Origin of the sequence: Dokdonia sp. Asnod1-B02, assembly GCF_045063955.1 — a bacterium.
Taxonomy (GTDB): Bacteria; Bacteroidota; Bacteroidia; order Flavobacteriales; family Flavobacteriaceae; genus Dokdonia.
The window spans coordinates 2,470,889-2,496,529 of record NZ_JBEFNW010000002.1 but is presented as its reverse complement, the minus strand read 5'-3'; the positions used below and the strand labels follow the sequence as shown (position 1 = coordinate 2,496,529).

22 protein-coding genes are annotated in these 25,641 nt (G+C 38.3%); 10 read left to right on the top strand and 12 right to left on the bottom strand.

Annotation, left to right across the window (positions count from 1 at the left end):
- Positions 1–24: 24 nt before the first annotated feature.
- Together ACJJVU_RS11310 and ACJJVU_RS11305 are read left to right on the top strand one after the other, a co-directional pair.
- Complete coding sequence (locus ACJJVU_RS11310) at positions 25–738, top strand: YqjF family protein (RefSeq protein ID WP_405225437.1); 714 nt, start codon at positions 25–27, stop codon at positions 736–738.
- A gap of 5 nt (positions 739–743) precedes the next feature.
- On the top strand, positions 744–1,001 hold the full coding sequence (locus ACJJVU_RS11305; RefSeq protein WP_013749509.1) for a DUF3820 family protein: 258 nt from the start codon (positions 744–746) through the stop codon (positions 999–1,001).
- A gap of 1 nt (position 1,002) precedes the next feature.
- Here the strand turns inward: ACJJVU_RS11305 and ACJJVU_RS11300 are convergent, their stop codons facing one another.
- The 4 genes from ACJJVU_RS11300 to ACJJVU_RS11285 all read right to left on the bottom strand — a co-directional run bounded on the left by ACJJVU_RS11300 (position 1,003) and on the right by ACJJVU_RS11285 (position 4,816).
- Entirely contained in the window at positions 1,003–1,728 is a 726-nt protein-coding gene (locus ACJJVU_RS11300; protein WP_298324182.1) for an SAM-dependent methyltransferase, read from the bottom strand.
- Between the two features lie 121 nt (positions 1,729–1,849).
- A complete protein-coding gene (locus tag ACJJVU_RS11295; protein WP_405225433.1) occupies positions 1,850–2,323 on the bottom strand; it encodes a low molecular weight protein-tyrosine-phosphatase in 474 nt (157 codons plus the stop codon).
- Positions 2,324–2,452: 129 nt separating this feature from the next.
- Positions 2,453–3,721, bottom strand: a complete 1,269-nt coding sequence (locus ACJJVU_RS11290) for an ammonium transporter (RefSeq protein ID WP_298325449.1) — start codon at positions 3,719–3,721, stop codon at positions 2,453–2,455.
- 54 nt (positions 3,722–3,775) lie between these two features.
- Positions 3,776–4,816: a porin gene (locus ACJJVU_RS11285; RefSeq protein WP_405225430.1), complete on the bottom strand. Its 1,041-nt coding sequence runs from the start codon at positions 4,814–4,816 to the stop codon at positions 3,776–3,778.
- A 440-nt stretch (positions 4,817–5,256) separates the two neighbouring features.
- On the opposite strand from ACJJVU_RS11285, the gene gltB reads away from it, so the two are divergent.
- The 3 genes from gltB to ACJJVU_RS11270 are packed head-to-tail and all read left to right on the top strand — an operon-like array spanning position 5,257 to position 11,518.
- Positions 5,257–9,795: a glutamate synthase large subunit gene (gene gltB, locus ACJJVU_RS11280; RefSeq protein WP_405225427.1), complete on the top strand. Its 4,539-nt coding sequence runs from the start codon at positions 5,257–5,259 to the stop codon at positions 9,793–9,795.
- Between the two features lie 3 nt (positions 9,796–9,798).
- Entirely contained in the window at positions 9,799–11,262 is a 1,464-nt protein-coding gene (locus tag ACJJVU_RS11275; RefSeq protein ID WP_405225425.1) for a glutamate synthase subunit beta, read from the top strand.
- A 52-nt stretch (positions 11,263–11,314) separates the two neighbouring features.
- Positions 11,315–11,518, top strand: coding sequence for a hypothetical protein (locus ACJJVU_RS11270; protein ID WP_405225422.1), 204 nt, complete (start codon positions 11,315–11,317; stop codon positions 11,516–11,518).
- Positions 11,519–11,612: 94 nt separating this feature from the next.
- On the opposite strand, the gene dnaA is transcribed toward ACJJVU_RS11270, so the two are convergent.
- Positions 11,613–13,040 carry a chromosomal replication initiator protein DnaA gene (dnaA, locus tag ACJJVU_RS11265; RefSeq protein ID WP_339845085.1) on the bottom strand — a complete coding sequence of 476 codons (1,428 nt, stop codon included), beginning with the start codon at positions 13,038–13,040 and terminating at the stop codon, positions 11,613–11,615.
- A gap of 203 nt (positions 13,041–13,243) precedes the next feature.
- Here dnaA and ACJJVU_RS11260 point away from each other — a divergent pair, with 203 nt between their 5' ends.
- A complete protein-coding gene (locus tag ACJJVU_RS11260; protein WP_144783688.1) occupies positions 13,244–13,636 on the top strand; it encodes a thioesterase family protein in 393 nt (130 codons plus the stop codon).
- Here ACJJVU_RS11260 and ACJJVU_RS11255 read toward each other — a convergent pair whose 3' ends face one another.
- From ACJJVU_RS11255 to gndA, 3 genes are read right to left on the bottom strand one after another with little or no spacing between them, the layout of a single operon-like run.
- Entirely contained in the window at positions 13,637–14,248 is a 612-nt protein-coding gene (locus ACJJVU_RS11255; protein ID WP_405227510.1) for an IMPACT family protein, read from the bottom strand.
- Between the two features lie 43 nt (positions 14,249–14,291).
- On the bottom strand, positions 14,292–15,920 hold the full coding sequence (locus tag ACJJVU_RS11250; protein WP_405225418.1) for an ABC transporter substrate-binding protein: 1,629 nt from the start codon (positions 15,918–15,920) through the stop codon (positions 14,292–14,294).
- Between the two features lie 60 nt (positions 15,921–15,980).
- A complete protein-coding gene (gene gndA / locus ACJJVU_RS11245; RefSeq protein WP_405225415.1) occupies positions 15,981–17,390 on the bottom strand; it encodes an NADP-dependent phosphogluconate dehydrogenase in 1,410 nt (469 codons plus the stop codon).
- 176 nt (positions 17,391–17,566) lie between these two features.
- Between gndA and zwf the strand changes: the two genes are divergently transcribed.
- From zwf to ACJJVU_RS11225, 4 genes are all read left to right on the top strand, one after another.
- Positions 17,567–19,078 (top strand): glucose-6-phosphate dehydrogenase, encoded by a 1,512-nt coding sequence (gene zwf / locus ACJJVU_RS11240; protein ID WP_144783694.1) that lies wholly within the window; start codon positions 17,567–17,569, stop codon positions 19,076–19,078.
- Between the two features lie 61 nt (positions 19,079–19,139).
- The gene (pgl, locus tag ACJJVU_RS11235) at positions 19,140–19,853 is read left to right on the top strand and encodes a 6-phosphogluconolactonase (protein WP_405225411.1); all 714 of its coding nucleotides are present in this window, start codon (positions 19,140–19,142) and stop codon (positions 19,851–19,853) included.
- Positions 19,854–19,895: 42 nt separating this feature from the next.
- A complete protein-coding gene (locus ACJJVU_RS11230; RefSeq protein ID WP_405225408.1) occupies positions 19,896–20,897 on the top strand; it encodes a carboxypeptidase-like regulatory domain-containing protein in 1,002 nt (333 codons plus the stop codon).
- 120 nt (positions 20,898–21,017) lie between these two features.
- Positions 21,018–22,658: an ABC-F family ATP-binding cassette domain-containing protein gene (locus ACJJVU_RS11225; RefSeq protein ID WP_405225405.1), complete on the top strand. Its 1,641-nt coding sequence runs from the start codon at positions 21,018–21,020 to the stop codon at positions 22,656–22,658.
- 35 nt (positions 22,659–22,693) lie between these two features.
- On the opposite strand, the gene ACJJVU_RS11220 is transcribed toward ACJJVU_RS11225, so the two are convergent.
- The 4 genes from ACJJVU_RS11220 to ACJJVU_RS11205 form a co-directional block, all read right to left on the bottom strand.
- Positions 22,694–23,074: a nuclear transport factor 2 family protein gene (locus tag ACJJVU_RS11220; RefSeq protein ID WP_405225402.1), complete on the bottom strand. Its 381-nt coding sequence runs from the start codon at positions 23,072–23,074 to the stop codon at positions 22,694–22,696.
- 10 nt (positions 23,075–23,084) lie between these two features.
- Complete coding sequence (locus tag ACJJVU_RS11215) at positions 23,085–23,594, bottom strand: VOC family protein (RefSeq protein WP_405225399.1); 510 nt, start codon at positions 23,592–23,594, stop codon at positions 23,085–23,087.
- Positions 23,594–25,027 carry an amidohydrolase gene (locus tag ACJJVU_RS11210; protein WP_405225396.1) on the bottom strand — a complete coding sequence of 478 codons (1,434 nt, stop codon included), beginning with the start codon at positions 25,025–25,027 and terminating at the stop codon, positions 23,594–23,596. The genes ACJJVU_RS11215 and ACJJVU_RS11210 overlap by 1 nt, the downstream gene beginning before the upstream one ends.
- 67 nt (positions 25,028–25,094) lie before the next feature.
- Complete coding sequence (locus tag ACJJVU_RS11205; RefSeq protein ID WP_405225393.1) at positions 25,095–25,466, bottom strand: hypothetical protein; 372 nt, start codon at positions 25,464–25,466, stop codon at positions 25,095–25,097.
- Positions 25,467–25,641: the final 175 nt, after the last annotated feature.

Below are 25,641 nucleotides of genomic sequence, written 5' to 3'. Positions count from 1 at the left end.
TAATTACTATCACACTATAATTCTATGAGCTTCCTTACCGCAGCATGGCGCCAGCTTGCTTTTATAAATTATGAGGTAGATCCAGCTCTTTTAGAGCCATATGTCCCTTATGGAACAGAGCTAGATTTTTATGAAGGTAAATGTTATGTGAGTGTCATTGCTTTTATGTTTATGGATACGCGTATTAAGGGTGTCAAAATTCCATTTCACGTAAATTTTGAAGAGGTGAATCTGCGTTTTTACGTGCGTAGAAAAGATGGTGGTATTTGGAAACGTGGGGCAGTGTTTATAAAAGAAGTAGTTCCTAAGCCTGCAATTTCTTTTGTTGCAAATGCACTTTATAATGAGAGCTATGAAACCTTACCAATGCGACATGAGTGGGAGATTACAAGTGAACATCGCAAGATCTCATATGGATGGAAAAAAGATGGCACTTGGCAGTCTATTAGTATAGAGGCTGCTGTAGCTTCGCAACCTATTGAGAAGAATAGTGAGATGGAGTTCATATCAGAACATTACTGGGGATACGCCAGTCCTTCTAAGTTTAAAACTAATGAGTACGAGGTGACGCACCCGCGATGGAATCATCATCCTATAAAGAAAGCAACGTTTGATATTGACTTTGAGGCGATGTATGGTGCGAAATTTAGCTTCCTACAAGTTCAGGAGCCTACTTCTATGTATTTGATAGAAGGTTCGGCAATAACGATTGAGGGTAAAACGGTGATTAAGAAATAACAAGCATGGCAGATATACATAAAGAAGCACAAGATCACCTTATAGAGATGGCTTATTATAGAATGCCTTTTGGTAAATATAAAGGTTGGTACTTAGTAGATCTGCCAGAATCTTATTTTGTGTGGTTTAGACAACAAGGTTTTCCAGAAGGTAAGCTGGGAAGGTTACTTCAAGAAATGATGGAAATTAAAGTAAATGGTCTAGAACCCATGATTAAAAAAATCCAACAAAAATATCCTAGGCCAGCTAATTTGAGGCGCTAACTTAATATGACTTGTGAATTATAAAAATTGCAGGTCTTTTGTGTAAGTCTGGTGCATTAGTTTTCCAGAAAGAAGCACTTTTTGTCACTATATATTCTGTAGGAAGCGTGATATCACAAGCAATACAAACTTGTGTTTCAGGATGAACAGTATTGCAAATGTCTTCTAGCATCTTATTGTTGCGATACGGAGTCTCAATGAATAATTGCGTTTGTCCCTGCTCAGAAGATAAACGTTCTAATCGTTTCAACTCTTGCTTGCGCTGTTGTGCGTCAATAGGTAGATATCCATTAAAAGCAAAATTTTGACCATTCATACCACTACTCATCATTGCCATGAGTATAGATGATGGACCTACAAGTGGCACAACTTGGATGCCTTTTTGGTGGGCAATTTTTACAACTTCTGCTCCAGGATCTGCGACACCTGGAACTCCAGCCTCAGATAGTAACCCTACAGATTCCCCTTGTAAACATGGCTCTAAATACGATGGGAGCTCAGCAATATCTGTGTATTTATTTAATGGGAATAATTTTAGTGAGGGTTGTGATTTGCCAGGAGATATCGCTTTAATGGAGCGACGCGCTGTTTTTTCGTTTTCTACGATGTACGTATCTATAAATTCTACTACCTTTTTTACAGAGATAGGCATCACTTCTAGAGCGCTTGTGTCACCTAGAGTCGTGGGTATCAGATATAATTTTCCAGTTGCGGTAAATGAACTCATAGGTAAGTAGTTTATAGGTTGGGGTTATCGTATGGGTTGCAATATAAATACATCGACTCATATGAGCAATATTTACTTTTGCAATGTCTATAATTTCTAATAAGATGTATGATGTAATAAATTACGCTAGTTCCTTTGCGATATGATTGCATGCGGTATCCAGCATTTCATACACTCTCTCAAATTCTTCTGCACTTCCATGATATGGATCTGGAACATCTACTTTTTCTCCATGAAACACTACATCGAGAATCATCACTACTTTACGGCGCTGCTCATCTGTAGTTGCTTTGGCCAGCACATCTTCCAGATTGTTTTGATCCATTACATAAATATGATCAAAATCATTAAAATCACTTTGAGATAACTGTCTCCCTCTAAGTCCTGAGATATCCACACCATGAGATAATCCTACTTTTACGCTCCTAGGATCTGGCGGATTACCAACGTGCCAATCTCCTGTACCTACGGAGTCTACATTGAAAAGAGTTTCGTCTAGTTTAGATCTTAAAATACCTTCGGCTAGCGGAGAGCGGCATATGTTTCCTAGGCAAACCATTAAGATCTTTGTAGTGGAGGGAGCTTGTTCGTTCATAACTCTAAGGTACTTAATTTATATACGCTTTTGCGAAAGCGTAATAAAATACCGATAATAAAAAACCCTGACCAGATGGTCAGGGTTTTAAAATTAAAGTAAAATATGCGAATTGAGGTTGATATTTAATTACTCTCCTCTATCTCTTTTTCCTGGGTAAGCTATAGTACCGTGTTCTGCCATATCAAGACCTAATTCTTCTATTTCTTTACTTACACGTAGTCCAATAGTCTTCTTAAGTGCAAATAAAATAATAAATGATAAGCCAATAGACCATGCTGCATACGCCAAAGCACCTAATGCTTGAACGCCTAGTTGACTAGCGCCACCACCATTAAGTAGACCTATTCCTGCATCTCCATCAATTCCCCAAAGTCCAATTACTATGGTTCCCCAAACACCTACAACTCCGTGTACTGAAACTGCACCTACTGCATCGTCAATTTTAAGTTTCTTCTCGATAAACTCTATTGAGAATACCACTAGGATACCTCCTATTAATCCAGCTAAAACCGCTCCTCCAGCGCTCATATTACCACAACCTGCAGTAATACTTACTAAACCGGCAAGGGCTCCATTTAAGGTTTGTGCTAGGTGTGGTTTTCCATACCAGATCCACGTTGTTATTAATGCACCTAGTCCTCCTCCAGCAGCAGATAGATTTGTGATTAGTACAACGTTTGAAGCTCCTATAGCATCTGCTCCACCCCAAGCGAGTTGAGATCCACCATTGAAACCAAACCATCCTAACCAAAGAATAAATACACCTAGAGTGGCTAGTACTTGGTTGTGTCCTGGTATTTCAAATACTTTTCCATCGACAAATTTTCCAATACGTGGTCCTACTAATATAGCAGCAACTAATGCAGCCCATCCACCTACAGAGTGAACAATAGATGATCCAGCAAAATCAATGAAGCCTAGGTTAGATAACCAGCCTTCTCCTTGCCATTGCCATCCTCCTGAAATAGGATAAATAACGGCTGTCATTATTAGAGAGAATATAATGTATGTTGAGTATTTTGTTCTACCTGCAATTGCTCCAGACACGATGGTTGCAGCTGTTGCAGCAAACATTGTTTGGAAGAAAAGATCTGCGCCTTCTCCTTGAAAAAGACCACTCCAGAAAAACCAACCGTTAGAAGTGTCTCCATACATCAGAGAGTATCCTACAATCCAGTATGTTAAAGAACCTACGCAAATGTCTAGTAGGTTTTTCATTGCAATATTTACGGCATTTTTAGAACGTGTCATTCCAGATTCTACTAATGTGAATCCGGCTTGCATAAAGAATACTAGTATACCAGATAGTAGCATCCAAAGCATTCCTATGTCTCCATTAATCGCAGTGATTGCATTTTCTAAATCTTCAGGACTTACAGTGTCTTGTATAAACATGAGATTAGGCATAATTGAGTTTAATAGTTGTATCATAATTAGAGATTGGTTTTATTAGAATTTATAGATACCTGCAATTAGAAATGAAGATAATGAGCTGTTAGGTTCAAGGTCAGTATCAAGGAAGGTGTCTTCACTAGCACTGTCTAAGCGAAATTCTGGCTTGATGGTAAGGTCACCTACGGTATAACTTCCAGTAAGAGTAACTGCAAGTACAGATGCATCTCCTTCATCATCATAACCTCCTATGGCTCCAGCACCACCTTCTGCTTCTGCAAAGTATTCTCCTCTCAGTCCTAGTGTAAATGATTCTGATGTTTTGTATTGTGGATATAGCGCAACACCATAAAATGAAGCTCCGTCTGTGTCATTGTATGTTGCGTTAAGACCTAGGTAAAAGTCATCTGATAGATCGTGACCAGTAGTAAGATCTACTTGGAATGTGCTTTCTGTACTTCCTCCTTGCTTTCCATACAAGAAATTAAGATACGTGGACTTATAACCTAGTTGAGCGCCTAGTGTGTAATCGTTATCAAAATTAAATTCTGTAGCATCTGTCTGGTTGAGTACACCTACCATAGCGCTCCAATCTTCAGATAAAGTAAAGTCTGCTTTTATACCCGTATGAGAAAATGGTCCATATGAAAACATATAAGACGTTGAGTAGTTAAAGTTGAGAGTAGGAGAGATTACTTCATAACCTAAGAAGGTATTAAAGTTTCCTAAAGTAAGTTTTACTTTTTCCGAAACATTCCAGTATACGTAAAGTTGGTTAACAATATTTGAAGAAGGTCCAGATAAGAAAACAGCTTCTTCACCTCTAGGGCCAAAAACTAAATCTGCGACAGCACCTACTTTTCCATTTTCACTTTCAAAAGAACCTATCACATTTGCCATACCAATTGCAAAACCATTGCGATTTGCAAAGGAGGTATTTGGAGCGATAGCATCCTCGCCATTAGGTCCAGAAAGGTTTTGTCTAAAGTATGTGTCAACACTTCCTTCTACAGTAAATTTTTTCTTTGTTGATTCTTCCTGAGCAAATAAGGAAGCGGTTGTAATGGCTAGTACTAAGAACGTAATAATGGACTTCATAAGAGTGTGGTTTTATTGTTGATTAGTTCCCAAATGTATCTTAAAATTTAGTTAAGGCTATAAATTGTGGTGTTGTTTTGTAAATTTTTATGTTTTTTTTAAAATCACCCCTAAAAAATTAGGGGTGTGGTAAATAATTTGTGATTTTGTTGTGATATGTGTTTTTGGGTTGTTGGGTTTTTAGTGTTAAATGAGTTAAATTATTAAGGATATTTTGGTCTTAGGTAGTATTCGTTGCAATGGCGATAACGTTTTCGTGGTTTTTGAGCAATTTTATTAATTTGAATATGATAAAATAACCTATGTTTTAATGAGGTTATATGAATTAAGTGGTGTCTATAATTTATTAATCGCAATAATGTGCGGTGGTTTTTGAGACTTAGATAAGTAGGATTATCTTGTGAATAAGTAATGATGGTTTCACCATAAAAATGTAGACAATGCTTAAGGATCAGGGATTATATTTAAAAGAATTTGAACACGATGCTTGTGGAGCGGGATTCATTTGTAGTTTAAAAGGAATAAAGTCAAATGACATTATTCATAAAGCACTAGAAATTCTAGAAAAACTAGAGCATCGAGGAGCTGTAAGTGCAGATGGAAGAACGGGAGATGGCGCAGGAATCCTTATAGATATACCTCACGATTATTTTCAAGCGAGCTGTGATTTTGAGTTGCCACAAGAAGGGAGTTATGCTGTGAGTAATGTGTTTCTTCCTCGTAAACAAAACCAACGAGATTACTGTATTTCGGTGTTTGAGAAGAGTCTTGCAGATCAAGGTATACATATTATAGGATGGAGAGATGTACCGGTAGATAAATCTATTTTGGGTGAGATTGCTCAGGTTTCAGAACCCTTTGTAAAGCAAATCTTTGTTTCGTATGACGGTGGTGATAAGAATCCCGCTTTCGCGAAAGCGCAACAAAAACCAACTCCAGAATTTGCATTTAATTTAAAATTATTTACTGCACGTAAAATTGCAGAACACACCATATATGATTCTAAGCTATCTGAAAGTTCATTCTTTTATGTGCCTAGTTTTTCTACCAAAACAATCATTTATAAGGGGCTACTAATGCCTCAAGATATTAAGGTCTATTATAAGGACTTGATGGATCCTAGGGTTGTGACACGTCTAGCACTTGTGCATCAGCGTTTTTCAACAAATACATTCCCTACATGGGATCTTGCACAGCCTTTTAGATACATGTGCCATAATGGAGAGATTAATACGTTGCGAGGGAATGTAACTCGTATGTATTCGCGAGAAGAGCTTATGGAGAGTCCGCTTTTTGGGGAGGATATCAAAGCTGTGTTACCAGTGGTAATCCCAAGTAAATCTGATAGTGCGTCTATGGATATGGTGGTAGAGCTGTTATTAATGACAGGTCGCTCACTTCCAGAGGTAATGATGATGCTCGTGCCAGAAGCGTGGGAAAAAAATAAGGAGATGTCTCCTGCAAAACGTGCTTTTTATGAATTTAACTCCTGCCTAATGGAGCCTTGGGATGGTCCTGCATCTATTCCATTTACAGATGGTAATTATATAGGAGCGGTACTTGATCGTAATGGATTGCGTCCATCGCGTTATTCTGTTACAAAGGATGGCTACGTGATTATGGCTTCAGAAATAGGTGTGGTAGATATTGAGCCTAGCAATGTACAGTTCCACGGTCGTTTAGAACCTGGTAAGATGTTTCTAGTAGATATGGCGCAAGGTCGTATCATTAACGATGAGGAAATAAAAGAGGAGATTGCAACGCGCCACCCGTATCAAGAATGGCTTGATGAAAATTTAATTCACTTAAGGGATATCCCTTATAATGAGTGTCCGTTATTTTTAAATGAAGCGCCACTTAAAGAGCGTTTGATCACCTTTGGGTATACGCAAGAAGATATAAATACAATTATACTACCCATGGCTGCAAATGCTAAGGAGCCTATAGGTTCTATGGGTAATGATGCTCCTATTGCAGCGCTTTCAGAAAGACCGCAACTCATTTATAACTACTTCAAACAATTATTTGCTCAGGTTACAAACCCACCACTAGATGGTATTAGAGAAGAGTTGATTACAGATATTTCTCTAACCCTGGGAGCCGATTATAATATTTTTGACATAAATCCCGAGCATTGTAGAAAACTTAAAATCCAAAACCCAGTTATATCAAAACAAGATTTAGATAAGATTAAAAGTCTAGATGATAAAAACTTCAAAGTGGTTTCTGTGCCGATGTTATATCAGGTAGAGAGAGGTCATAACGGTCTTGAAGAAGCGCTAGAAAAACTGTTGCAAAATGTAAGCAAGCAGCTTGATGAGGGAGCAAATATTGTTATTCTATCAGATCGAAATACGTCAATTACAGAGGCACCTATACCAGCATTGCTTGCCTGCTCTTATGTAAACAACGGACTAGCAACTCATAAGAAGAGATCACAATTAAGTTTAATTATTGAATCTGCAGAGCCTAGAGAGGTGCATCATTTTGCGTTATTGTTTGGTTATGGTGCGAGTGCGATTAACCCTTATATGGTTAATGAGATTATAGAAAATCACCCAGAAGATCTTGAGCTTGCTAGTGTAGATGTAGAGGAGGCTATTCAAAATTTCAATAAAGCTGTAGGTAAAGGTGTGCTTAAGGTGATGAACAAGATTGGAATTTCTACACTTAATTCATATCGTAGTTCGCAGCTATTTGAATGTATAGGTATTAGTAAAAAAGTAGTTTCAAAATACTTTCCTCGCACGGTGACTAGAATTGAGGGTGTTGGATTACACCAATTAGAAGGAGAAATAAGTAAGCGTCATACAGCTGCTTACGATAAAAAGGAAATTGCTGCAGACTTACCACTAGAAATAGGTGGTGAGTACAGATGGCGAAGAGACGGGGAGGCTCATTTATTTAATCCGCTTACGATTGCAAAACTTCAAGAATCTGTACGAAGCAATAAGCCGGTAATTTATAAGGAATATGCAGATCGTGTAAATAATCAAGCAAAACAACTAATGACTATTAGGGGCTTGTTTGAGTTTACAAACTATGATCCTATAGATATTGACGAAGTAGAGCCTTGGACGGATATTGTAAAGCGTTTTAAAACGGGAGCAATGTCTTATGGATCTATTAGTAAAGAGGCGCATGAAACACTTGCTGTAGCGATGAATCGTATAGATGGTAAATCAAATTCTGGAGAAGGAGGAGAAAACCAAGAGCGTTTTTATAAGGATGTAAACGGTGATTGGAAAAACAGTGCAATCAAACAAGTGGCTTCTGGCCGATTTGGGGTAACTTCAAATTATCTTACAAATGCTGCAGAGATTCAAATAAAAATGGCGCAAGGAGCTAAGCCTGGTGAAGGAGGGCAGTTGCCTGGGCCTAAAGTAAATCCAGAAATTGCAAAAACACGTAATTCTACTCCTTATGTAGGATTGATTTCTCCACCACCGCACCATGATATTTACTCGATTGAAGATTTATCACAGCTTATTTATGACCTTAAATCTGCAAATAGAGAAGCGCGCATTAATGTAAAACTAGTATCAGAAGTAGGTGTAGGTACTGTAGCCGCTGGAGTTGCAAAAGCAAAGGCAGATGTTATTTTAATCTCTGGGCATGATGGAGGAACTGGTGCAACGCCGCTTACTTCATTAAAACATACAGGGCTTCCGTGGGAGTTAGGACTAGCCGAAGCGCAGCAAACACTCGTTATGAATGATTTGCGTGGTCGTGTGAGATTAGAATGTGATGGCCAACTAAAAACCGGTAGAGACGTAGCAATTGCATGTCTTTTAGGAGCAGAGGAGTTTGGTTTTGCAACTGCACCGCTAGTGGCTTCTGGATGTATTATGATGCGTGTATGTCACTTAAATACTTGTCCTGTGGGAATTGCTACGCAAAACCCAGAGTTACGTAAGCGTTTCAAAGGAAAGCCAGAACATGTAGTTAACTTTATGTATTTCGTGGCGCAAGAGCTTCGTGAGATTATGGCAAAGCTTGGCTTCAAGACCGTAGATGAAATGGTTGGGCAAGTGCAAAAACTAGAGCGAAACACCGCTATAGATCAGTATAAAGCATTAGGTCTAGACTTGTCTCCTATATTACACAAGATTGCTGTTAAAGAAGGACAGTCCTTACGAAATACAGAGAAGCAAGATCACGATTTAGAAAAAGCATTAGATTTCAAAATTATATCTCAGGCGCACCCTGCATTATTCAGAAAAGAGAAAACCACGCTTGATCTTAAGATTACAAATGAAGACAGAGCAGTAGGAGCCATTTTAAGTAATGAGATCTCAAAAATTTATGGAGTTAATGGGCTACCAGAAAATACATTAAAAATCAACTTTGAAGGTTCGGCTGGACAAAGTTTTGCAGCATTTGCAACGCATGGACTAACACTTTCGGTTACTGGAAATACAAATGACTATATAGGTAAAGGACTTTCTGGAGCAAAAGTGATTGTAAAAGTACCTGTAGAGGCAACCATAATTCCTGAGGATAATGTCATTATTGGAAACGTAGCATTTTATGGTGCTACCGCTGGAGAGGCTTACATCAATGGAAAGGCAGGAGAGCGTTTTTGTGTACGTAACTCGGGAGCTAGAGCTGTTGTAGAAGGTATAGGTGATCATGGTTGTGAGTATATGACAGGAGGAGTAGCAGTGATTTTAGGAGCCGTGGGAAGAAACTTTGGAGCTGGAATGAGTGGTGGAATTGCATATGTGTATGATGTTGATAGTTCGCTTTCGCGAAAAGCAAACTCAGAGGGCTTAAACTTCTTAAAAGTAGAAGAAAAACAAGATCGTGAAGAACTTAGACAATTGGTTGAAAACCATTATAATGCCACACAATCTCCACTAGCACAACGTTTCCTAGAAAATTGGGATGTGGAAATAGGCAATTTCACGAAAGTGTTACCAGAAGAATACCGCCAGGCTTTAATAAGACTAGAGGAAGAACAAAAATTAGCAAACTAAGAGATGGGAAAAGTAACAGGATTTTTAGAATATAAGCGCAAAGATGAGAGCTATGTAGCTCCGGAGGAACGCTTAAAAAATTACAAAGAATTTACCGTTCCACTTGAAGAGTCAGATCTCAAAAAGCAGGGAGGAAGATGTATGGATTGCGGGATTCCATTTTGTCATTCTGGATGCCCGTTAGGTAACCTTATACCAGACTTTAATGATGCAGTGTATAAAGGTCGCTGGAAAGAGGCTGCAGGGATATTACATGCAACCAATAATTTTCCAGAATTTACAGGAAGACTTTGTCCTGCCCCATGTGAGGAAGCTTGTGTTCTTGGCATTAATGAAGATCCAGTAAGTATTGAAAATATAGAAAAAAATATAGTAGAGCGTGCTTTTGAAGAAAGATGGATTACAGCGCAACCACCTGTGAAACGTACAGGTAAATCTGTTGCTGTTATAGGTTCTGGACCTTCTGGGCTTGCTACAGCGCAACAGCTCAACAGAGCTGGACATGCGGTGACTGTTTTTGAAAGGGATGCAAAAGTGGGCGGATTACTACGTTATGGAATTCCAGATTTTAAGATGGAAAAAAATGTAATAGATCGTCGTCTTGAGGTCCTTGAGGAAGAAGGAATCATCTTTAAAACAAATGCACATGTGGGTAATAACATAAGTGTAGAGGCGCTCCAAAATGAGTATGATGCTATTGTACTGTGCGGAGGAGCAACCATAAGAAGATCAATACCAATTAAGGGTGCGCATCTTAAAGGAGTGTATCAAGCAATGGATTTTTTAAAGCAGAATAACGAGCGTCAAGATGGCTTAAATGATTGGGAAGAAGAAATTGTAGCAACCGGTAAAAACGTTGTCGTAATAGGAGGAGGAGATACAGGTTCTGATTGTATAGGCACGAGTAATAGGCAAGGAGCAAGTAGTGTGACTAACTTTGAGATTCTTAATAAGCCTACTGTAGATCGACCTACAGAACAGCCTTGGCCATATTATCCTATGCGACTACGCACAAGTTCTTCGCATAAAGAAGGGGTTGATCGTGTGTTTAGTATATCTACCAAAGAATTTGTGGGTGACGCTGCAGGAAATCTTACAGGACTAATTACCGCAGAGGTGGAGTGGATTACTCATGAAAGTGGAAGACGAGAGTTAAAAGAAGTTCCTAATTCAGAAAAAGAATGGGAATGTGATATGGCATTTCTAGCATTAGGTTTCACCGGTCCAGAAAAAACATTAATTGACCAATTACATCTCGATACAGATTTGAGAGGTAACATTAAGGCAACTGATTATAGTACCAATGTCTCGGGTGTATTTGCAGCAGGTGATATGCGTAGAGGGCAGTCACTTATCGTCTGGGCAATTTCTGAAGGGCGTCAAGCAGCTCACCACGTCGATAAGTTTTTAATGGGAAGTTCTGAGCTTCCATTAAAAGATGAGGAAAGCGATTTGCCTAGACGTTAACTATTCGTGATGTTAATTGTATATTGACATTTCTAACAATAGAAGTAATATCATGAAAATTCAAAAAAGTTCAAAAGGAGAATGGATATCAACTTTTGGTGGAGTGCTCATTACTACTGGTATTATGTGTATGGCTTTTGAGGCTAGTAATTATTTTATTTTTGGCTTTCTTCTCACGGGTATGGCTGTAACGATTTACGGTATAGTTAGTTCTTCTAGAGAAAAAGCTGCGAGTGACAACATTAAAAAGAAATAAGTGACTCAATAATTTTTATTCATTCCTAAAAACTAACAAAGCCTCTACATGAAAATGTAGAGGCTTTGTTATTATAATCAATTCAAGATAGAAGTTACACAGAGAGCTTCTTTCCTAAATCTTCTACGTATTTTCTAAACTGCTTGTCTGTGCTGGCAAGGTTATCTACCGTTTTACAAGCGTGTAATACGGTTGCGTGATCGCGTTGTCCTATTTGAGAACCTATACTTGCAAGAGATGCCTTTGTAAGCTTCTTTGCAAAGAACATAGCGAGCTGTCTTGCTTGTACAATGTGACGTTTACGAGTTTTAGACTGTAGTGTCTCTACATCCATCTGGAAGTAATCTGATACAATTTTTTGTATGTAATCTATAGATACTTCGCGCTTGGTGTGCTTCACGTAGTTATCTACAATCTTCTTAGCTAGATCTAATGTGATTTCTTTCTTATTGAAAGAAGAGTGAGCAATAAGTGATATAATAGCACCTTCTAGCTCTCTTACATTTGTCTTGATATTATTTGCAAGAAATTCTACAATCTCTTCTGGCATCTCAACACCATCTTGATACAGCTTTTGCTTTATGATGGCTATACGCGTTTCAAAGCTTGGGTGTTGTAGCTCTGCACTTAATCCCCATTTAAAACGAGAAAGAAGGCGTTGCTCGATGTCTTGCATATCAACCGGCGCCTTATCTGAGGTAAGAATTACTTGCTTACCATTCTGATGTAGGTGATTAAAGATATGGAAGAACACATCTTGAGTTCCTGCTTTACCACTTAGTAATTGAATATCATCTACAATAAGAACATCAATAACTTGATAGAAATGTATAAAGTCATTTCTGTTGTTCTTTTTTACAGACTCAATATACTGTTGTGTAAACTTCTCAGCAGATATGTATAAAACAGTCTTTGCTGGATATTTATCTTTTATTTGAACACCTATGGCGTGTGCAAGGTGTGTTTTTCCTAAACCTACACCACCAAAAACGAGTAGTGGATTAAATGATGTTCCTCCAGGTTTATTTGCAACCGCCATTCCTGCAGAACGTGCAAGACGGTTAGAGTCACCTTCAAGGAAGTTATCAAAATTATAATTAGGATTGAGCTGTGATTCAATTTGTAAATTTCTGATACCAGGAATTACAAAAGGATTTTTAAGCTCTGGATTCTTATTTTTAAATGGAGCATCAACATCTTGAGATTTCATTGTGCTACGATTTGCACTAGGAATCTTTTCAGTAAACGGTTGATTATTTCCGTAAGTGTTTTCCATTCTGATTACATAAACCAGTTTGGCATTTTCACCTAGTACTTTGTTAAGCGCAACTTTAAGAAGTTTAACATAGTGCTCTTCTAGCCATTCATAAAAGAACTTACTAGGCACTTGTATGCTTAATGCGTTATCTGTGAGCTTGACCGCTTTAATCGGTTCAAACCACGTCTTGTATGCCTGGGGTGTAATATTGTCCTTAATAAAAGCGAGACAATTATCCCATACAGATTGCGCAGTTAGAGTCATTCGTTGAGTTAAATTATTGGTTGTTTTTTAGTACAGAATGCCTTTTAAAAGGATTATCGTATTGTTGATAAGGCCCCCTTTAAAAGCTAAGCAAATATGTGAACAAAAAAAGTAATAAAAAAACTAGTAGAGGGTTGTTTTTTTGCAAATTTTGTTGCATCATATATCAGATTTAAAATTACAAAAAATTAGACCTCTCTACTGTGAAAAACCATATTACTTTTGTTAAAGTTCGCTACTCAGAAACCGACCAGATGGGCTTTGTGCACCATAGTAACTACGCTCAATATCTTGAAATTGCGAGACTTGAATGGCTAGAACAGCTTGGAATTTCTTATAAATGGATGGAAGAAAATGGAGTTATGCTACCGGTATATAATTTAAATACGACCTTTAAAAAATCTGCACTTTTCGATGATCGCCTTAAAATAGAAACTTCACTTAGGAATATTCCTACGGTGCGTATTATGTTCGATTATAAAGTTTATAACCAAAAGGAAGAGTTATTAACAGTGGCAAGTACAGAATTGATCTTTATGAATACTAAAACTGGGAGACCTATGAGGTGCCCAAAATACATTTTAGAGAAGCTCTAGTTAATCTTCTTTTAGAAGGTTAATTCCATAGACTTCATTAAAAGCCTCAATCACCTTTTCAGACTCTTTTCTGCGTATAGCGAGATGAAAGACGCAGTCCATTTCCATTTTTTGCTCGATAATGGTCACCTTGTAGTCATTAATTAAGCGCATCGCTTTGTTGAGTAGGGGATACTCAAATTGTACAGAAAAAGGAATATCAATTGTTTTCTCTACAATACGAGCATTATCAAGTGCGAGTTGTGCACCCGTTCTATAAGCATTGATTAGACCGCCTACACCTAACTTTGTTCCACCAAAATATCTTACAACCACTACAAGTACATTTGTAACATCAAAAGATTGTAGCTGTCCATAAATAGGAGCACCCGCACTATTAGAAGGCTCGCCATCGTCATTTGCACGGTATTGTTCGTATTCCTTACCTAGCACATACGCATAGCACCAGTGTCTGGCTTGGTAGTGCTGTTTTTTTAAGGCATCTATATGTTCCTTGACTTCTTCCTCTGTGGTAACGGGGAATGCATAGCCAAAGAATTTGCTATTTCTATCCTTAAAGAGTGTCTCTTCAGAAGGTGATAAAATGGTGTTATAAGTGTCTTTTTGTTCGATATTATAATTGTTTTAGGTACGCTTTCGCGAAAGCGTAATCACACTACTTTTTACTCTTTTTTACATGTTTCAACACTAAGAAGTTCTGAGCATTGGGTTCAAAACCTGAAATGGTCTTTTGGGTAAATCGTACCACTTCGTCATAATAAAGCGGAATGATAGGGGATTGCTCTATAATAAGAGAGTCCATTTTTATATAGTACTGTTTGCGTTCATTAATATCTATAATACTTAAACTCTTCTCGTAAAGACTGTCGAAGGTCGCACTTTTAAAGTGTGTATAGTTAGGTCCATTAGGAGTGAAGTTTTTACTGTAAAATAAACTCAAGTAGTTTTCGGCATCTGGGTAATCTGCTATCCAACTAGCGCGGAAAGCGTCTAGCTCACCACTACTTTTCATCTGGCGTAGGGTAGATGGAGGCATCACATCAATTTGTACATCCAGTCCTACTTTTTGTAACTCTCGCTGTATGTACTCGCATATATCAAGGTACTGACTGTTTGTACCTATCGTGAGTTGTGGTGACTGGTCTCCAGTTTGTGCGGTGTACTGAGCTACAAGTTCTTTAGCAAGTGTAGGATTGTAACTATAACCATCTATGTCGTTAAAACCAGGAAGTCCCTTGGGAATAAAACCGTTTACTGCAGGTTTTCCTATCCCATTGCGCAGGTAGGTGATCATTTTCTCACGATCAAAACCGTAGTTCACTGCCTTACGTAATAAAGTAGATTGAACTTCTGGAGTGTTACTATCAAGATAGAAACCTATGTACTCAGTGTTAAGCCATGGAACTTTTTCAAAATTTACTTGATCTTGATATTTTTCTCGTAGTTGTCCAGAAGCAGTAAGTATCTCATCTTTATACGATGGATCAAGGCTATTTAAAAAATCTATATTACCTTGAGCAAACTGTAAAAATTCGCTTTGCTTGTCTGGTAAAAATGTAATGGCAACAGCCTCTAAGTAAGGAAGGCTATTTCCAGCAGCATCTTTCTCATAATATAATTCGTTTTTACGAAGTACAAGTTTTACACCTTCTTCCCAACGTTTAAATTTAAAAGGACCAGTACCTATAGGGTTTGATCTAAATTCATTTCCATAAAAAGTTGTCACTTCCTTAGGTACAACAGAGCAGTATCTCATGCTAAGCAATCCTAAATAGGCTGGAAAAGGTTGCTTTAATTGTACTGTAAAAGTACTGTCATTTTCTGCTTTATAATGTTCCACATTACTAAGTACCCAACTTCCAGGTGATGCGATAGCTGGATCTGTAAGTCTATCAAAGGAATATACAAAGTCACTTGCAACCACATTCCTTGTGCTATCTACAGTATTAAAAGCTTCATGTTTATGAAACTTTACATCATCACGTAGCGTGAAAGAGTAGGTGAGGGCATCTTCAGAAATAATCCAAGACTTAGCGATATCTGGCTGCACATTAAGATCATTATCTAATTGTACAAGTCCATTAAATAATTGATTCACCGGCCAGATAATAGGCGGATTACGAGCAAAAGCAGGATCTAATGTTGAAATCTGGTATTGCTCGTTGTATCTAAACACTTCATGATCTCGCTCTGTGTTTTTACTGTTAGAACAACCTACTGTACATAGACTTAAAAGCACGACAGCGAGCCATACAGCCGCTGTACATGTGCTAGATTTTCTCAAAAAGATATTGTTATGATACAATAGGGAAGTGCTTCAATGGTGATATTAATTATTGCGTTCTTATTTCTCCCATTCTGTGTGGAAGATTCCTTCGCGGTCTAATCTTTCGTAAGTATGCGATCCAAAATAATCTCGTTGTGCTTGGATAAGATTAAGCGGTAATCTTGTAGAAGTATAAGCGTCAAAATACGTTAACGAGTTTGATACTCCAGGAAGCGGGATTCCATTAATAGCTCCGTAAGCAACAAGTTCTCTAGCTGAGTCCACAGTGCTTTGTATTTTTTTAATAAACGATGGAGATAATAAAAGGTTAGGTAGCTCTGTATCTTCTGTAAATGCATCTGTGATATCTGCAAGGAGCTTTGCTCTTATGATACATCCAGCTCTCCATATTTTTGCAATTACTGCAATATCGAGGTCATATCCATATTCCTTAGATGCGTCTGCTAGCTGATGCAAACCTTGAGCATAAGTAATAATGTAAGAGAAGTAAAGCGCTTCTTCTGTAAGTTTAGTCAGCTTTGCTTTATCCATTGTTGCCACTTCTGGACGATCGTACAGAGAGTCTGCAATGGTGCGCTCATCTTTAAGTGCAGAGATTTCTCTCATACTCACAGCGATATCAATAGAAGGTACGGGAATACCAAGATCCATCGCATTTTGCGAAGTCCATTTTCCTGTTCCTTTTTGTTTTGCTTTATCAAGAATCTGGTCTACAAGGTCGCTACTAGTAAGGGTATCTTTTTCGGCAAAAATTTCTGATGTAATTTCAACTAAGAAGGATTGTAAACGTCCTTCATTCCATGATTTATAGGTCTCATGCAGTTCTTGATTAGATAAGTTTCCTGCCTTTTTAAGCACGTCGTATATCTCAGAAGTGAGTTGCATAAGTCCGTACTCAATACCGTTATGCACCATTTTCACATAGTTTCCAGCAGATTTAGGTCCTAAGTAAGCAACACAAGGTTCTCCGTTATATTTGGCAGATACTGCTTCAAAAATGGGTTGTACCGCTGCATATCCAGGTTTTGACCCTCCAGGCATGATGCTAGGTCCTATACGTGCGCCTTTTGCTCCTCCAGAAACTCCTGCTCCAAAAAAGTGAATTCCTTTTTCAGATAAGTAAGCTTCTCTTCGGTCGGTATCGGTAAAGAAAGAGTTTCCTCCGTCTATGATGATATCTCCTTTATCTAAGTGTGGTAGTAAACTTTCTATGACGATGTCTACTACTTTACCTGCGGGTACTAGTAGCATGATTTTACGTGGGGATGATAACGCTTTCGCGAAAGCGGATACATCAACCGTAGCATCTACGCGTTTTGGGTCACCGCCTTCTTCTATAAGCGCTTGCACTTTTTCTGGGTCAAGATCATTGCCCATCGCGCTAAAGCCATTATCGGCTACATTTAATATAAAGTTGCGTCCCATTACGCCCAGTCCAACCAAGCCAAAATCGTAAGAATTTTTCATAAGTAAAGTTTCATTCCCCACAAATATGCTCAGAAAAGCAGCTCAAAATTATCAGTGGGCATTGCTCTTCAAAAATAGTGGAAAAATAATTGTTTTTGTGAGTAAGTGGTAGGGAAGTCGGTTGGGAATGGACGAAAGTTTCAATACTTTTGAAGCACCTTAAATAAGTTATTCATATGCGCAAGACAGAGAATCAGTTATTAGTCATTTTTGGCGCCTCGGGTGACCTCACTGCTCGAAAATTAGTTCCTGCTCTATATAAATTATATAAAGATAAACACTTACCTAAGCATTTTGCTGTACTTGGTGTGGCGCGTAGTTTTATGACCGATGAGGAGTTTAGAAAACGCGTAGCGCTAGAAAGCAAATATCTAGATGATAGTGAGGAGTTTATTGCCGCATTTTCTGAAAAGTTATTTTATGAAGATCTCCATAAAAAATACGATGTAGATTACCGTGAGCTTAATGAGCGTATACAAGATATCAATACCACATACCAGTGTGATAATAATATCATCTTTTACTTATCTACACCTCCTAGTTTATTTGAAGCCATAGCAAAGAATCTTACAGCAAAAGGACTAAATGATGAGCGTCTAGGTTGGAAACGACTTATAGTAGAAAAACCTTTTGGATACAGTCTTGAGACTGCAAAGTCACTTAACGAGGGATTACACAGATATTTTAAAGAATCGCAGATTTACAGAATTGATCATTATTTAGGTAAAGAAACCGTTCAAAACATACTTGTAACTCGATTTGCAAATAGCATATTTGAGCCCTTATGGAATCGTGATTACATAGATCACGTAGAGATTACAAATGCAGAGAGTGGAGGTGTAGAGTCTCGAGGTGGTTATTATGATAAGTCTGGAGCATTGCGAGATATGTTTCAAAGTCACTTATTACAGCTCGTTGCATTAATAGTAATGGAACCACCATTAAGTGCAGATCCAGAAGAAATACGTAACGAAAAATTAAAAGCTCTCAAGTCATTACGATTAATGACAGACCCAGAGGTGCTTGATAAAAATACGATACGCGGACAGTATTTAAGTAGTGAGATAGATGGTGAGCGTGTAAATAGCTATCGTGAGGAAGAAGATGTAGATCCAGATAGTATTACAGAAACTTATGCTGCGGTTAAGTTTTTTGTAGATAACTGGCGCTGGGCAGATGTTCCTTTTTATGTGCGTACGGCAAAACGTATGCCTACTAAGGTTACAGAAGTTGTGATACACTTCAAATCACCACACCACCAGATCTTTAAAAACTCAGACATTAATAAAGATAATAAACTCATCATACGTATTCAACCTGATGAAGGTATCCTAGTAAAGTTTGGTGTGAAAGTGCCAGGACAAGGATTTAAGGTAGAACGTGGTAATCTTGATTTTTACTACTCTAGCTTAGGTGATACAGATATTATGGAGGCTTACGAACGTCTATTGCTTGATGCAATGCAAGGTGATGCTACTTTATATTCTCGTGCAGACGAGGTAGAAGCTGCGTGGAGATTTACAGATCCTATACTAGAATATTGGACAAGTCGTGATGTAAAGATGTATGGTTATGCAGCAGGAGTCTGGGGACCAGAATTTGCAGATGATCTCATAGAAGGTCGTGGCGGCTGGCGTAATCCAGGAGCCCATCTAGCAGATGATCCAGGATACTGTGTGATAGAATAACAATATTGAGTTTTACCCATATTAACTAGCTTCTGCAGTTGCAGTTATATAATAGAAAACAATGACACTACATATATCAAAAACAAAGCAAGAAGTAGCTCAAGATTTTGCTACTTATTTAATGGAAGCTGCAAGCGGTAAAGAACGTTTTACTGTAGCACTATCTGGAGGAAGCACTCCTAAGATTGTTTTTGACCTACTTGCAGAGAAGCATAAAGATACAGACTGGTCTAAGTTTCAGTTTTACTGGGGAGATGAGCGTTGTGTTGCTCCTACAGATGAGCAAAGCAATTACAAAATGACAGTCGATCATCTTTTTTCAAAAATCAATATCCCTGCGGAAAATATACACCGCATCCTTGGCGAAAATAATCCAGAAGCAGAAGCTATACGCTATGCAGAGGTTTTAGAAAGTACGCTCGCTTCAGAAAATGAGGTGCCTCAATTTGATTTAGTGATACTTGGTATGGGAGATGATGGTCACACTGCATCTATATTTCCTCATGAGATAGAACTGTGGGACTCATCAAACTGGTGTGAAGTTGCGACACATCCAGAATCTGGACAACAACGCGTGAGTATTACGGGCGATATTATCAATAATGCGCAAGCTGTAGCATTTCTAGTTACTGGAGCTTCAAAAGAAGAAAAGGTGAAAACAATCATTAATCAAGAAGAAGATTTCAGAGATTATCCAGCAAGTCTTGTTTCACCACTCTCTGGAGAACTTCATTGGTTTATGGACGAAGATGCAGCAAGTGGTTTAGATCAATAAATTTACTCTTAAAAAATAATATGTTGTCGTAATTTATATCTTATGAAAGTAGCTAGTTGTATTGTCTTTTTTCTTTTTGCGATAACAATACACGCTCAAGATGTAATTACAGGAACACTACTAGCTACACAAGACAGTCTTGCCATCGAGAATGCTTCTGTCTATTTTAATAATACCACAATTGGCGCTATATCTAATGCGCAAGGAGATTTCAAAATCACTAGAGATAATGCGATACAAACCGAACTTATTATAAGTGTTTTAGGTTTTGAGACGCTTATTATCCCTCACAATCAACTAGGCTCTTTAGGAACGCTTTACCTCAAAGAAAGTATCGATTCACTAGATGAGGTAATATTAGATGATGATACATGGTCAAGAGAACGTAAAATGAGGGCTTTTAAAAAGCACTTTATAGGTTCTGTATTAAATACAAAGGATGTCAAAATTCTTAATGAGAAAGATATTCGGTTGAGATATAGTGCTACTAACGGAATGCTGTATGCAGACAGCAATGTGCCTATTAGGATTAGAAATAAAAACTTAGGGTATCTCGTATCTTATGATCTCATGGACTTTGAGGTTACTTATGAGAAAAGTCTCAATGGATTTAATATGGCGAGCAAGTCCTTTTTTGTGGGCACTGTGTTTTTTGAAAACATTAAAGAAAAAACGAGCCGTAAGATTTCAAAAAATAGAACTGCAGAATATAAGGGCTCACTACTTCACTTTTTGAGAGCGCTACGTGATCATAAATTGGTAGAAGAAAAGTATAGAGTTTTTCTAGACAAATATGAGACTGCTCCATATGCGCCTTTTAAGATAATGGCTACAGATAAAGGCCATGAAGTAACCCTTCTTGAAGAAGATATCCAGATTCTTTATAACCAAGACGAGCAATCAAAACTTGAAGCTACAGCTTCATTTTTTATTGATTCATTCGGAAATCACAGTCCTGTTGATGTATTTTATACAGGCGGTGCGATGGCAGCACGTAAGGTGGGAGCAATGCTACCTCTGACTTTTGAACTAGCAGAAGAATAGTATGCTAATTTTTTATCTTTTCGCTTAGATTAATGTTTGAAAATTACGCTTTCGCGAAAGCGTACTAATCTTCACACAGCACCACTTAATATAGTATTTTTACAATCTTAAATTTATATTATGATTGCAGTAGATAACCTTGCCGTTGAGTTTAGCGGAGACACACTTTTTGCAGATGTTTCTTTCTCTATTAATGAGAATGATAAAATTGCCCTCATGGGTAAAAACGGAGCTGGTAAGTCTACCATGATGAAAATTATCGCAGGAGCGCTAAAACCTACTCGCGGTAATGTTCGAACTCCAAAGGATGCAGTCATAGCATATTTACCACAGCACTTACTTACAGATGATGATTGTACGGTAATGGAGGAGGCTTCTAAGGCTTTTTCTACTGTATTTACAATGAAGGAGGAGATGGCTCGTCTTAATAAGGAGCTGGAAACTCGTACAGATTATGAGTCTAAGGAATACATGGATATCATTACCAAGGTGACAGATCTTGGAGAGAAGTTTTATGCGATTGAGGAGGTAAATTATGAAGAGGAAGTTGAAAAAGCATTAAAAGGACTTGGGTTTAAACGTGAGGATTTTACAAGACCTACGAGCGAATTTTCTGGAGGATGGCGCATGCGTATTGAGCTAGCCAAAATCTTACTACAAAAACCAGATCTTATCTTATTGGATGAGCCTACAAACCACGTAGATATTGAGTCAGTGATATGGTTAGAGGATTTCTTGTTGAATAAGGCAAAGGCAGTGGTTGTGATCTCTCACGATAAGGCGTTTATTGATAATATTACAAATCGTACGATAGAGGTTACGATGGGACGCATTTACGATTACAAAGCAAATTACTCACACTATCTTGAGCTACGTGCAGATCGTCGTACACATCAAATCAAAGCCTACCAAGAGCAGCAAAAATTTATTGCAGATAACCAAGCCTTTATAGATCGTTTTAAAGGAACCTATAGTAAAACTAACCAAGTTTCTTCTCGTGAGCGTATGCTAGAAAAGCTTACCATCATTGAGATTGATGAGGTAGATAACTCAGCACTAGCATTGAGATTTCCACCAGCGCCTAGGTCTGGAGATTTTCCTGTAAAAGTGAAAGATCTTACTAAGAAGTATGACGATCATACGGTCTTTAGTAGTGCAAATATGGATATCGCTCGAGGCGAAAAAGTGAGCTTTGTAGGTAGAAATGGCGAGGGAAAATCGACGATGATTAAAGCCATTCTTGGTGAAATCGAGGTAGAAGGTGCTTGCGAACTAGGGCATAATGTAAAAGTGGGTTATTTTGCTCAAAATCAGGCTGCATTATTAGATCCAGATCTTACCGTTTTTCAAACAGTAGATGAGGTTGCCAAAGGTGATATGCGCACGCAGATTAAAAATATATTAGGTCGCTTTATGTTTTCTGGAGATAATCTAGATAAAAAGGTAAGTGTACTTTCTGGAGGAGAGAAAACGCGACTAGCAATGGTGAAGTTGCTTCTTGATCCAGTAAACTTATTAATACTGGATGAGCCTACAAACCACTTAGATATAAAGTCTAAAGATGTCTTGAAAGAAGCACTACAAACCTTTGATGGAACACTTATCCTTGTTTCTCACGATCGTGATTTTTTACAAGGACTATCTAAGAAGGTATTCGAATTTAAGGAGAAGCGAGTTATTGAACACTTTGAAAGCATTGACGATTTCTTAAAAAGAAACCGTATTGAAAATCTTAAGGAAATAGATTTAATGAAGTCTTAAGTCACTCTAGGCAACGAGCGACTTAAGACCTGATTTTAATACATCGTATTTGGGTTTGCAGATGTTTTTGGAATTTGCTGGATAGCATCCCAGTGTTCTACGATTTTTCCGTTGGTGTCAAATCTAAAAAAGTCCATCGTGATGTATTGATCATCGTCTGGCCATATTTGATGCGTGTGTAAGGAAACAAGGTCACCTTCGGCAATGGCGCGTACAAAGTTGATTGACTTTTCTGGATACTCAGCCTGCATTCTTTCAAAGTAGGTGATGAATCCTTCAGTACCATTTTCTACGTCGGGATTGTGCTGTATATATTCATCACCTACGTATAAAGAAACCGCCTCTCGCGGATTTCCCTCATATGCCATTTTGTAAAAAGCAATGGCATTTTCTTTCATAGTTTCGATTTTAGACATGATGTGGTTTTTAGTTATTAAACTGATTACCGTTATTTACTTCCACCCAATATCCATCTGGATCTTGGAAGTAGAGTTGGCGTACCTTATCAGGTCGTGTTGAAATTTGGCTAGCACTTCCTGGCCAGTCATAGTAGTTGAGGTTTCTTTTTTCTATGCTTTCGCGAAAGCGGTCAAAATCACCTACAGCAAGCGCAATGTGAACTCCTTTAGGTATTTTCTTATCAAGGCTATCTACTTCAATGATATGTAATTCTTGCGATGATCCTAGTCTAAACCACCTTATGTGTGGCTGCTCTGTGCCATCCTTAATTTCCTTCAAACCGAAAACCTCTTGATAAAAAGCGACACTCTGATCTAGATCTGCTACGTTAATCGCATAATGATCTATCGCAACTTGAAATCCTGACGCTGAGTCTAGATTAGTGGGTGTTGTGCTTGTTTTTTCTGCACAAGAGTAAAAGCATAACGCAGTAACTATAAGAGCTACTGCGTATGTAAATAATTTGTTAGTCATCATTACTTCCCTTGATTTACTGGCGGCGGTCCTGCTGGTATAATTGCTTCGTACACGGCATCGCCTTTACGTTCTTTATATTCTGCTTTAACTTCTTTAACAAGTGTAGGATTTTCAAAAAGATCAAGCATCGTCATGCTCATTGCTTTACTGGCATATGTCATTCCTTTGTGACCAATAGACATCCCGCCGCAAGCCACGACAGCCCATGAGTGCCACGGTGTATCCTTAGGAGCAGTGGTAACACCAAGGTTGATGTTTGCAACATTCCAGCTCACATCACCTACGTCTGTACTACCGCCACCTGGATTTTCTCTAGTCGCTTCAAGTGGTTTGATAGCACTATCCATTCCTACTTGAGGCTTTCCAGTTACTTCTTGAATTTTTTTACCAAAGGTAATTTCTTCTGGCGTATAATTAATAGGTCCTAGAAGCTCAAGATTGTTTTGCATTACTGCTCCACCAGTTCTATTGACGAGTACTTCATAAATCCCAGAAATAAGAGACACTTTATAATCTACATCGGCAAGGATGGCCGCGCCCTCTACCATTTCTTGTAAGCGCTCATACACGGGCATCATCCCTTTACGTTCTGTGTCGCGCACTCGCATCCATAGACGCGAGTAATCTGGAACTACATTTACCACTTGACCACCATCTTGTATGTGGTAGTGCATGCGTACGGTAGGTTTTACGTGCTCACGATAATAGTTTACACCTGTTGTATAAATTTCAAGTGCATCAGAGGCAGAGCGTCCATTCCATGGGTCTGCGCTGGCGTGTGCTGCTTGACCAAAAAATTCTATTTTAAAATCTACAAGCGCAAGAGAGCTTTGTACATCTGCTTTCATTTCTGCTGCTGGATGCCAAGAAATATTTACATCTACATCATCCCAGAGACCTTCACGCACCATCCATATTTTCCCAAAGAACTTTTCTTCAGAAGGTGTTCCCATAAATTTTACGGTTCCTTTGATTTTTCCGGCTTCTATTTGTTCTTTTATGGCAATGGCAGCACCTAAACTCGCTGCGCCAAACATATTGTGACCACAGCCATGACCAGGCTCGCCTTCATTGAGCGGATTCTTTGTTGGCTCTGTCTTTTGAGAAAGTCCCGGTAGTGCATCAAATTCTCCTAGAACACTAATTACAGGGCTTCCAGATCCATACGTAGCAACAAAAGCTGTAGGCATTCCTGCAACGCCACGATCTACTTTAAATCCATTTTTCTCAGCATAACTAGCTAGAATTTCAGCCGACTGGGTTTCTTCAAAAGCAGTTTCGGCTATAGACCATATTTCATCAGAAATGCGGATGAGTTCTTTTTCGTGTTTTTCAACAGAGGCGATTACCGCTTGTTTGTTCTTTGATAGTTTTTGAGCAGAGACGCTTAGCGTGATCATACTCAAAACGTAGAGGAGTGTCAATTTTTTCATTAAAGTCTAACATTTTGGTTGGTAGCTTCTAAGATACACAAAATCAAAACTCCAGAAAATGATATCGTTACGATAGGTTGCTGCTTATCACTCCATACCATAATACTGCAGCCCAAGCCCAGCATATAAGCGCATACATCACTCTGAGCACATGTAGAGAATGTATCTTACTACGCAGAAAGTGCCAAGCAAGCCCAGCCCAGATAAAGCCAAAAGACCAAAACATCCCAACACCTATAGTTGCTGGCCATACCCAATCACCAGTCCAGTCATTGAGGGTAGGATAGGAGGTCAAGAAGAATGAAACGGGATAATACAGTAACGCTCCTAGAATTCCCATACTAAAGAGCCCCATAGGAAGTATTGCGATAAAAGCTATGACGGAGAATCTGGTAGTGTATGATAAGGACTTCCAGAAAGTGAGTATGGATGATAGCATGGTTGATTATTAGCTACTAATATATGAAAAGTACGCTTTCACGAAAGAATAATGAAAGAAGGTTACGGCAACATGCTAGAATTATTTGCAGTTATGTTTAATCCTTTTAAGGAAGCCATTACTTGTTATAAGGGTAAACCTAAATTATTTAAAGTTTGAAATTAGCTTAGCTCTT

What these genes read in the sequence shown, in the direction of transcription:
- ACJJVU_RS11310 (WP_405225437.1), top strand. Translation starts at nt 25, where the DNA reads ATGAGCTTCCTTACCGCAGCATGGCGCCAGCTTGCTTTTATAAATTAT.
- ACJJVU_RS11305 (WP_013749509.1), top strand. Translation starts at nt 744, where the DNA reads ATGGCAGATATACATAAAGAAGCACAAGATCACCTTATAGAGATGGCT.
- ACJJVU_RS11300 (WP_298324182.1), bottom strand. Translation starts at nt 1,728, where the DNA reads ATGAGTTCATTTACCGCAACTGGAAAATTATATCTGATACCCACGACT.
- ACJJVU_RS11295 (WP_405225433.1), bottom strand. Translation starts at nt 2,323, where the DNA reads ATGAACGAACAAGCTCCCTCCACTACAAAGATCTTAATGGTTTGCCTA.
- ACJJVU_RS11290 (WP_298325449.1), bottom strand. Translation starts at nt 3,721, where the DNA reads ATGTTTATACAAGACACTGTAAGTCCTGAAGATTTAGAAAATGCAATC.
- ACJJVU_RS11285 (WP_405225430.1), bottom strand. Translation starts at nt 4,816, where the DNA reads ATGAAGTCCATTATTACGTTCTTAGTACTAGCCATTACAACCGCTTCC.
- gltB (WP_405225427.1), top strand. Translation starts at nt 5,257, where the DNA reads ATGCTTAAGGATCAGGGATTATATTTAAAAGAATTTGAACACGATGCT.
- ACJJVU_RS11275 (WP_405225425.1), top strand. Translation starts at nt 9,799, where the DNA reads ATGGGAAAAGTAACAGGATTTTTAGAATATAAGCGCAAAGATGAGAGC.
- ACJJVU_RS11270 (WP_405225422.1), top strand. Translation starts at nt 11,315, where the DNA reads ATGAAAATTCAAAAAAGTTCAAAAGGAGAATGGATATCAACTTTTGGT.
- dnaA (WP_339845085.1), bottom strand. Translation starts at nt 13,040, where the DNA reads ATGACTCTAACTGCGCAATCTGTATGGGATAATTGTCTCGCTTTTATT.
- gndA (WP_405225415.1), bottom strand. Translation starts at nt 17,390, where the DNA reads ATGAAAAATTCTTACGATTTTGGCTTGGTTGGACTGGGCGTAATGGGA.
- zwf (WP_144783694.1), top strand. Translation starts at nt 17,567, where the DNA reads ATGCGCAAGACAGAGAATCAGTTATTAGTCATTTTTGGCGCCTCGGGT.
- pgl (WP_405225411.1), top strand. Translation starts at nt 19,140, where the DNA reads ATGACACTACATATATCAAAAACAAAGCAAGAAGTAGCTCAAGATTTT.
- ACJJVU_RS11230 (WP_405225408.1), top strand. Translation starts at nt 19,896, where the DNA reads ATGAAAGTAGCTAGTTGTATTGTCTTTTTTCTTTTTGCGATAACAATA.
- ACJJVU_RS11225 (WP_405225405.1), top strand. Translation starts at nt 21,018, where the DNA reads ATGATTGCAGTAGATAACCTTGCCGTTGAGTTTAGCGGAGACACACTT.
- ACJJVU_RS11220 (WP_405225402.1), bottom strand. Translation starts at nt 23,074, where the DNA reads ATGTCTAAAATCGAAACTATGAAAGAAAATGCCATTGCTTTTTACAAA.
- ACJJVU_RS11215 (WP_405225399.1), bottom strand. Translation starts at nt 23,594, where the DNA reads ATGATGACTAACAAATTATTTACATACGCAGTAGCTCTTATAGTTACT.
- ACJJVU_RS11210 (WP_405225396.1), bottom strand. Translation starts at nt 25,027, where the DNA reads ATGAAAAAATTGACACTCCTCTACGTTTTGAGTATGATCACGCTAAGC.
- ACJJVU_RS11205 (WP_405225393.1), bottom strand. Translation starts at nt 25,466, where the DNA reads ATGCTATCATCCATACTCACTTTCTGGAAGTCCTTATCATACACTACC.